Genomic DNA, 10,464 nt, shown 5'->3' with positions numbered 1-10,464 from the left:
GGCACGACCTCCGCCGACGCCACCAGCGCCGCCAGATCCGGGAACGACTCCGCACCCGCCAGCTCCGCCGTCCCGAGGACAGCCCACCGACCACCCTCCGTCGCGGCGCCGAGCGGACCAACCGGAACCCACTCCACACCGAACATCGACTCATTCGCCGCCCCGGTGCCACCCGCCAGGTCTTCGGCCGAGGCCACCCTCAGCACCAACGAACCGACCGACGCCACCAGCTCGCCCGCAGCATCGGCCAACGTGATCGACACGCCCTCGCCCGAGGCAGCCGGTGCCACACGCACCCGGGCCGCCACCGCACCCGATGCGTGCACCTCGACGTCACTCCACGCGAACGGCAGCGTCAGGCCGTCCCCGTCGTCATCCAACCCCGCCACGTGCAGCGCGCTGTCCAGCAGGGCGGGGTGCAGCCCGAATCCGGACACGCCGACACCGTCCGGCAGCGCGACCTCGGCGAACAACTCCTCGCCACGCCGCCAGGCTGCCTGCATACCCTGGAACACCGGACCGTAGGCGAGGCCACTGGCGGCCAGGCGTGGGTAGAACCCGTCCAGGTCTACGGTCTCGGCGCCCGCCGGCGGCCACTCGCCCGGCAGCACAGTGTCGGCATTCGGCGCGACCGGTGTCAGCGCGCCCGTCGCGTGCCGGGTCCACTCCTCCGCGAAGGCCGCCTCCTCGGACTGGGCATACACCGCGACCGCACGGCGGCCGGACTCGTCCGCCTCGTCCACCGTGACCTGCACCCGGACCGCGCCCTGCGGCGGGAGCGTCAGCGGCGCCTCGATCAGGAGTTCCTCGACCCGGCTGTACTCGGCCTCGTCGCCCGCGCGCACGGCCATCTCGACCAGCGCCGCCCCTGGGACAACGACCTGCCCGGCCACCACGTGGTCGGCCAGCCAGGGCTGTGCAGCCAGTGACAGGCGCCCGGTCAGCACCAGACCCCCACTGGCCGGCAGCGTCACCGCCGCACCCAGCAGCGGATGACGCGCCGGTGACTGGCCCAGCCCGGCCGCGTCCACCACGCCGGAACCGGTCGGCAGCCAGTAGCGCTGACGCTGGAAGGCGTAGGTGGGCAGGTCGACCTGCTGGGCGCCGGTGTCCGCGTAGACCTGCTCCCAGGCGACCGGCACACCCCGCACGAAGAGCTTCGCAAGCGCGGTCATCAAGGCGCGGGGCTCGTCACGGCCGCGACGGAGCAGCGGGAGCCAGACCTCGGGCTCGCCCTGGTCGTCCGTGCGGGTCTGCGGGCCCATGCCGGACAGCACACCGTCAGGGCCGATCTCGACGAACGTCCGCACACCGGCGGCGCGAAGGGCCTGCGCGGCGTCGTGGAAGCGGACCGCCTCGCGGACGTGCTTCACCCAGTAGGCCGGGTCCGTGACCTCGTCCGTCACCGGGAGACCGGTCAGGGCGGAGACCATCGTCAGCTTGGGCGCGCGGTAGCTGACGGCGGCGACGACGCGGGCGAACTCCTCCAGCATCGGCTCCATCAGCGGCGAGTGGAACGCGTGCGAGACCTGAAGGCGCTTCGTGCGCGCGCCGGACGCGGCCAACTGCGCGGCGGCCTGCAATACTTCGTCCTCGACGCCCGAGATCACCACAGCCTTGGGGCCGTTCACCGCGGCGACACCGACACCAGTCCGGCCCGCGATCGCTCCGAGAACCTGCTCCTCCGTGGCCTCGACGGCCACCATCGCACCACCGGAAGGCAGTTGCTGCATCAGCCGACCACGCGCGGCCACCACCGCACAGGCATCCTCCAGCGACCACACCCCCGCCACATGCGCCGCGGCCAGCTCACCGATCGAATGACCGGCCACCACCTGCGGACTCACACCCCACGACTCCAGCAGACGGTGAAGGGCAACCTCGACGGCGAACAGTGCAGGCTGCGCCCACCCCGTCTCGTCGATCGGGCCCTCGCCCCGGATCACACCCGCCAGGGAGCCGTCCAAGTGCTCGGCCAGCCCCGCACACACCGCGTCGAACGCCTCGGCGAACACCGGGAACGCCTGATAGAGCCCCTGCCCCATACCGACGCGCTGCGCACCCTGACCAGTGAACACGAACCCGACCTTGCCCGCACCACCCACGGACCCGGTCACCACACCGGGAACCTCACGACCCCCGGCCAACGCCGCAAGACCCGCCAGCAACTCCTCGCGGTCCGAGCCCAGCACCACCGCCCGCTGCTCCAACGCCGCCCGCGACACCACCAACGACCAACCAGCGTCCAGAAGATCAGCGTCAGACCGCTGTACGAAGTCCGCGAGCCGCTCCGCCTGACCGGCAAGACCCTCCGCCGACCGCCCCGAGAGGAACCACGGCACCACCGGCAGCGTCCAGCCCTCGCCCCTCGGCGCGACAGCCTCCTCGGCCAGCGCCTGCTCGACGATCACGTGTGCGTTGGTCCCGGAGAACCCGAAGGACGACACACCCGCCCGACGCGGCCGCTCACCCGTCTCCGGCCACGGCTGCGCCTCGGTGACCAGTCGGACGGCGCCGGACTCCCAGTCGATCCGCGAAGACGGCTCGTCCGCGTGCAGCGTCGCCGGCACCACACCGTGCTGCATCGCGGCAACCATCTTGATGACACCCGCCACACCGGCGGCCGCCTGGGCGTGCCCGATGTTCGACTTCACCGAGCCCAGCAGCAGCGGCCGGTCGGCCGGCCGCTCCTGGCCGTAGGTCGCCAGCAACGCCTGCGCCTCGATCGGGTCACCCAACCGCGTGCCGGTGCCGTGGCCCTCGACGACATCCACGCCGTCGGCGCCGACTCCGGCGTTGGCCAGCGCGGCCCGGATCACCCGCTGCTGGGACGGGCCGTTCGGCGCCGTCAGACCGTTGGACGCACCGTCCTGGTTCACCGCCGTACCGGTCACCACCGCGAGCACCTTGTGACCGTTGCGGCGTGCGTCCGAAAGCCGTTCGACCACCAAGACGCCGACGCCCTCGCCCCAGCCGGTGCCGTCGGCGGACTCCGCGTAGGCCTTGCACCGGCCGTCGGCCGCAAGACCGCGCTGTCGCGAGAAGTCGATGAACGTGCCGGGCGTCGACATCACCGTCACACCGCCCGCCAGCGCGAGCGAACTCTCCCCCGAGCGCAGCGACTGGCAGGCCAGGTGCAGCGCCACCAGCGACGACGAACACGCCGTGTCCACCGTCACCGCCGGGCCCTCCAGCCCCAGCGCATACGCCACCCGCCCGGAGACGACCGACCCCATGCCCCCGGTGCCGAGATAGCCCTCGGCCTCCTCCGGTACGGGGTAGAACGGCAGGTAGTCGTGGTAGAAGAGGCCGGCGAACACGCCCGTCGCGCTGCCCCGCAGCCCCGTCGGGTCGATCCCGGCACCCTCCAGCGCGTGCCAGGACGTCTCCAGCAGCAAACGCTGCTGCGGATCCATCACGACCGCCTCACGCGGACTGATCCCGAAGAACTCCGCGTCGAACTCGGCAGCTTCATAGAGGAATCCACCCTCGCCGGAGACGCTCTTGCCCACCGCGTCCGGATCCGGATCGACCAGGTTCCCCGGCCAGCCGCGGTCCGTCGGGAAGTGGCCGATCGCGTCCCCGCCCGAGGCCAGCAGCTGCCAGAACTCCTCCGGTGACGACACCCCGCCCGGGAACCGGCAGGCCATACCGACGATGGCCACGGGTTCCTGCTGCCGGCCCTCCACCTCGCGCAGGCGCTCCCGGGTCTGCGCCAGGTCGGTGGTGACCCGCTTGAGGTAGTCACGGAGCTTCTCTTCGTTCGCCATCCGATGGACGCCTTCCTCATTTCGCACGGTGGTACGGCGACGTACTCAGAGCCCGAGCTGGTTGTCGATGAAGTCGAACATGTCGTCGTCACTGGCCGATTGGATCGTCTCGGCGACCGAGGCGCCCTCGTCGCCCTCGCCGGACCCGGCGGTGTCGCTCAGCGCCGAGAGGATGTCCTTGAGCCGCGCCGTGACCCGGGCCCGGGCGTCTTCGTCTCCCAGGAGCTCGGTGACCGAGGCTTCGAGCCGGTCGAGTCCGGAGTACGCCGCCAGGGCGCCCGACACCTCGGCGACCGACCCGAAGGTCTCCTGGGCCAGGAAGTCGGCCAGGGCCGTCGGGCTCGGGTAGTCGAAGACCGCCGTGGCCGGCAGCCGCAGGCCGGTGGCGCTGTTCAGCCGGTTGCGCAGTTCGACGGCGGTGAGCGAGTCGAACCCGACGTCCCGGAAGGAACGTTCGGCGTCCAGACTGCCCGGACCGGCCATCCCCAGCACCAGGGCGGCCTGCGACAGCACCAGCTCCCGCACCACCTCCCGCTGCTCGTCCGGCCCCAGCCCGGCCAGCCGCGCGGCCAGGGCGCTCCGACCGTCGGCGGCAAGCTCCGCGACCGATCGACGGGCCGACCCACCGGCCCGCGATCCGCGCACCAGACTGGACAGCAGCGGCGGGACCTCGCCGGATCCCCTCAGGGCGGCCAGGTTCAACTCGGCCGCGACGAGGAGTGCTTCGGGCCGGCCGACGGCCGCCTCCAGGACGGCGAGCCCGCGTGCGTCGGAGAATGGCCGCAGACCCTGCCGGCCCATCCGGCGGCGGTCTGCCTCCGAGAGCTCACCCGCCATGCCGTTCTCCCACGGACCCCACGCCAACGACACCCCCGGCAGGCCCTCGTGCCGCCGGTGAGCGGCCAGCGCGTCCAGGAACGTGTTCCCCGCCGCGTAGTTCGCCTGACCCGCGTTACCGATCACACCCGCGATCGAGGAGAACAAGACGAACATGTCCAGGTCCAGGTGACGGGTCAGCTCATGCAGATGCCACGCCGCGTCGACCTTCGGCCGCATCACCGCCGCCAACCGCTCCAGGGTCAGCGAAGCGACGAGCCCGTCGTCCAGGACACCGGCCGCGTGGACGACACCCGTCAGCGGCACACCCGCCAGGACGTCGGCGAGTTCCTCGCGATCGGCCACGTCACAGGCCGCGACCGTGACCTCGACACCCAGCCCCTTCAGATCGGCCACCAGCTCCGGCATCCCGGCGGCCTCGATACCACGACGCGACAGCAGGACCAGGTGCTCGGCCCGCCCGCTCTCCGCGAGGTGCCGCGCCACCAGACCACCCAACACACCCGATGCACCGGTGATCAGCACCGTGCCCGGACGACCCCCCGAGTCGGCGGCAGGCATCGACGGCACCCGCACCAGCCTGGGTACACGCACCTGGCCGGCCCGCACCGCGAACTGCGGCTCACCCGAGGCCACGCCTTGGCGCAGCACCTCTGCGGACATCTCGTCCACATCGGCGAGGACGATCCGGCCAGGGTTCTCCGCCTGCGCCACCCGGACCAGACCCCACACCGGAGCAGCCGCGACCTCTATCGACGCCTCCGGACCGGCGTCGACGGCCCGCTCGGTCACCACCAGCAGACGGGACCCGGACAAGGACTCCGCCGCCAGCCACTCCTGCACCAGACCCAGCACACCGGCAGCCGTACGACCAGCCGCAGCCGGGACCTCGTCCACGGCGTCCGGCACAACCCGCACCACCACCACCACCTCGGGCACGACCTCCGCCGACGCCACCAGCGCCGCCAGATCCGGGAACGACTCCGCACCCGCCAGCTCCGCCGTCCCGAGGACAGCCCACCGACCACCCTCCGTCGCGGCGCCGAGCGGACCAACCGGAACCCACTCCACGCCGAACAGGTCGTCGCGAGCCGGTGCCTCAACAGCCGCGAAAGGCCGCAGGACCACCGAACCCACCGACGCGATCAACGCACCCGTGGCATCGGCCAGGGTCAGCGACACGCCTTCGCCCACAGGCGTGACCCGCACCCGGGCGGCCACCGCATCCGCGGCATGCACCACCACATCGCCCCAGGCGAACGGCACTTCCGGCCGGTCCCGGCGCTCGCCCGTGCCCACGATCACGTGGAGGGAGGCGTCCAGCAGAGCGGGGTGCAGCCCGAAGTCGGCGGCGCTCACCCCGTCCGGCAGCGCGACCTCGGCGAACAGCTCCTCGCCACGCCGCCACGCCGCACGCACCCCCTGGAACACCGGACCGTAGGCGAGACCGCTGGCGGCGAGCCCCGGGTAGAACCCGTCCAGATCCACCGCCTCGGCACCAGCCGGGGGCCACTGCGCCAGATCGCCGTGAACTTCGGCAGACGTGTCGGCCGGAGCTAGAACGCCGGCGGCGTGCCGGGTCCACTCCTCCTCCTGAGCCGCTTCCTCGGCCTGAGCGTAGAGGGCCACCACGCGGCGGCCGGACTCGTCCGCCTCGTCGACCGTCACCTGCACCCGCGCTCCGCCCTGCGGCGGCAGCACCAGCGGTGCCTCGATGAGCAGCTCCTCGACCCGGGTGCAGCCGGCCTCGTCGCCCGCGCGCACGGCCATCTCGACCAGCGCGGCGCCGGGGACGACGACCTGCCCGTCCACCACGTGATCGGCCAGCCAGGGCTGTGCGGCGAGTGACAGTCGCCCGGTCAGGACCACGCCACCACTCGACGGCAGGGTGACCGCCGCGCCCAGCAGGGGGTGCCCTGCGCTCTCCAGTCCGAGGTCCTCGGCGCGGCTGCCCGCCGTCGCGGTCAGCCAGTAGCGCTGACGCTGGAAGGCGTAGGTGGGCAGGTCGACCTGCTGGACGCCGGTGTCCGCGTAGACCTGCTCCCAGGCGACCGGCACACCCCGCACGAAGAGCTTCGCAAGCGCGGTGAACAGGGCGCGGGGCTCGTCACGGCCGCGACGGAGCAGCGGGAGCCAGACCTCGGGCTCGCCCTGGTCGTCCGTGCGGGTCTGCGGGCCCATGCCGGACAGCACACCGTCAGGGCCGATCTCCACGAACGTCCGCACACCGGCGGCGCGAAGGGCCTGCGCGGCGTCGTGGAAGCGGACCGCCTCGCGGACGTGCTTCACCCAGTAGGCCGGGTCCGTGACCTCGTCCGTCACCGGGAGGCCGGTGAGGGCGGAGACCATGGTCAGCTTGGGCGTGCGGTAGCTGACGGCGGCGACGACGCGGGCGAACTCCTCCAGCATCGGCTCCATCAGCGGCGAGTGGAACGCGTGCGAGACCTGAAGGCGCTTCGTGCGCGCGCCGGACGCGGCCAACTGGGCGGCGGCCTGCAGCACTTCGTCCTCGACGCCCGAGATCACCACGGCCTTGGGGCCGTTCACCGCGGCGATACCGACACCGGCCCGGCCCGCGATCGCTTCGAGAACCTGCTCCTCGGTCGCCTCGACGGCCACCATCGCACCACCGGTCGGCAGTTGCTGCATCAGCCGACCGCGTGCGGCCACTACAGCGCAGGCGTCCTCCAGCGACCACACCCCCGCCACATGCGCCGCGGCCAGCTCACCGATCGAATGACCGGCCACCACCTGCGGGCTCACACCCCACGACTCCAGCAGACGGTGAAGCGCCACCTCGACCGCGAACAGTGCGGGCTGCGCCCACCCCGTCTCGTCGATCGGGCCCTCACCCCGGATGACGGCGGCGAGGGAGCCGTCCAAGTGCTCGGCCAGCCCCGTGCACACCGCGTCGAACGCGTCGGCGAACACCGGGAACGCCTGGTAGAGGCCCTGCCCCATACCGACGCGCTGCGCACCCTGACCGGTGAACACGAACCCGACCTTGCCCGCACCACCCACGGACCCGGTCACCACACCGGGAACCTCACGGCCCCCGGCCAGCGCCGCAAGACCGGCCAGCAACTCCTCGCGGTCCGCACCGAGGACCACCGCCCGCTGCTCCAACGCCGCCCGCGACACCACCAACGACCAACCCACATCGACGACTTCGGCATCGGAGCGCTCAACGAACGCCGCCAACCGCTCCGCCTGACCGGCAAGACCCTCCGCCGACCGCGCCGAGAGGGACCACGGCACCACCGGCAGGTCAACACCACCGGAACCGGAGCCCGAAGTGTCCTGGTCCGGCGCCTGCTCGATGATCACGTGCGCATTGGTCCCGGAGAACCCGAAGGACGAAACACCCGCGCGCCGGGGGTGCCCGGCATCCGGCCACGGCACCGCTTCGGTCACCAGTCGGACGGCGCCCGACTCCCAGTCGATCCGCGAGGACGGCTCGTCCGCGTGCAGCGTCGCCGGCACCACGCCGTGCTGCATCGCGGCGACCATCTTGATGATCCCTGCGGCACCGGCGGCGGCTTGCGCGTGACCGATGTTGGACTTCACGGACCCCAGGAGCAGCGGCCGGTCCTGCGGCCGGTCCTGGCCGTAGGTCGCCAGCAGCGCCTGCGCCTCGATCGGGTCGCCCAGCCTGGTGCCGGTGCCGTGGCCCTCGACCACGTCCACCTCGGCCGCGGACAGACCGGCGTTGGCCAGCGCGGCCCGGATGACCCGCTGCTGGGATGGCCCGTTCGGCGCCGTCAGACCGTTGGACGCACCGTCCTGGTTCACCGCCGTACCGGCGACCACGGCCAGGATGCGGTGCCCGTTGCGCAGCGCGTCGGACATGCGCTCCACCACCAGGACGCCGACGCCCTCGCCCCAGCCCGTACCGTCCGCGGACTCCGCGAACGCCTTGCACCGGCCGTCGGCCGCAAGACCGCGCTGTCGCGAGAAGTCGATGAACGTGCCGGGCGTCGACATCACCGTCACACCGCCCGCCAGCGCGAGCGAACTCTCCCCCGAGCGCAGCGACTGGCAGGCCAGGTGCAGCGCCACCAGCGACGACGAACACGCCGTGTCCACCGTCACCGCCGGACCTTCCAGCCCCAGCGCATACGCCACCCGCCCCGAGGCCACCGAACCCGTGCCACCCGTCCCCAGATACCCCTCGACCTCCTCCGGCACGAAGTGCGACGGCAGGTAGTCGTGATAGAAGAGCCCCGAGAACACCCCCGTCGCACTGCCCCGCAGCCCCGTCGGGTCGATCCCCGCGTCCTCCAACGCCTCCCACGACGCCTCCAGCAACAACCGCTGCTGCGGATCCGTCGCCACCGCCTCACGCGGACTGATCCCGAAGAACTCCGCGTCGAACTCCCCCGCGTCGTAGAGGAACCCGCCTTCACCGGACACGCTCTTGCCCACCGCGTCCGGATCCGGATCGACCACGTCGCCGGGCCAGCCGCGGTCCGTCGGGAAGAGGCCGATCGCGTCCCCGCGCGACTCCAGCAGCTCCCAGAACTCACCTGGCGACGACACCCCGCCCGGGAACCGGCACGCCATCCCGACGATCACCACGCGGTCGTCCTCGGCCGACCCGCGTCGGACCACGGACCGTGCGGAGCCCGCCGACACGGGATCGGCCCCACCGACCAACTCGCCCACCAGGTGGCCGACCAGGGCCGCCGGTGTCGGGTAGTCGAACACGATCGTCGCCGAGAGCCGCAGGCCCGTCACATTGCTCAGTCGGCTGCGCAGTTCGACGGCGGTGAGCGAGTCGAAACCGACGTCCCGGAAGGAACGTTCGGCGTCCAGGCCGGCCGGACCGGCCATCCCCAGCACCAGAGCGGCCTGCGACAGCACCAGCTCCCGCACCACCTCCCGCTGCTCGTCCGGCCCCAGCCCGGCCAGCCGCGCGGCCAACGCGTTCTGGGCGCCGACGGCGGCCCGTCCAGCCGGGCGGCGGGTGCGGGAGCCCTGGTGCCCGGCGCGGACCAGACCGGTCAGCAGCGGCGGCACCTCGCCGGAGTTCCGCAGGGCGGCCAGGTCCAGCCTGGCCGTCACCACGAGCGGCGCGGCGGCGCGGGCGGCCGCGTCGAGCATGCCGAGCCCGTCGGCCGCGGGCAGCGGCCTCAGCCCCTGGCGGGACAGCCGGCGCCAGTCGGCGTCGGTGAGACCGCCGGCCATGCCGTCCTCCCACGGGCCCCAGGCCAGCGACACCGCGGCCAGGCCCTCGTGCCGCCGGTGAGCGGCCAGCGCGTCCAGGAACGTGTTTCCCGCCGCGTAGTTCGCCTGCCCCGGGTTGCCCCAGACACCGGCCACCGAGGAGAACAAGACGAACATGTCCAGGTCCAGGTGACGGGTCAGCTCGTGCAGGTGCCACGCCGCGTCGACCTTCGGCCGCATCACCGCCGCCACCCGCTCCGGGGTCAGCGAGACGACGAGCCCGTCGTCGACGATCCCGGCCGCGTGGACGACACCCGTCAGCGGCACACCCGCCAGGACGTCGGCGAGTTCCTCGGGATCGGCCACGTCACAGGCCGCGACCGTGACCTCGACACCCAGGCCCTTCAGGTCGGCGACCAGCTCCGGCATTCCGGGGGCCTCGATGCCCCGACGCGACAGCAGGACCAGGTGCTCGGCCTGCCCGCTCTCCGCGAGACGCCGGGCCACCAGACCACCCAACACACCCGATGCACCGGTGATCAGCACCGTGCCCGGACGACCCCCGGCAACGGGAGCAGGCGTCGACGGCACCCGCGCCAGCCTGGGTACACGCACCTGGCCGGCCCGCACCGCGAACTGCGGCTCACCCGAGGCCACACCCAGGCGCAACCACTCTGCGGACATGTCGTCG

General features: G+C 72.6%; 1 protein-coding gene and 1 pseudogene. Both read right to left on the bottom strand.

What is annotated here, in order from left to right:
* A pseudogene (locus ACZ34W_RS37965) lies at nt 1-3,770 on the bottom strand (type I polyketide synthase); the annotation flags it as partial.
* A gap of 45 nt (nt 3,771-3,815) precedes the next feature.
* Nucleotides 3,816-10,464 (bottom strand): SDR family NAD(P)-dependent oxidoreductase (locus ACZ34W_RS37960; protein ID WP_465610972.1); only part of this gene is annotated, 6,649 nt, incomplete at its 5' end.

The sequence above is a fragment of the Kitasatospora sp. NPDC022856 genome (assembly GCF_055561235.1).
Note: the sequence above shows the minus strand (reverse complement) of the source record. Positions and strands in the feature narration are given on the sequence as shown.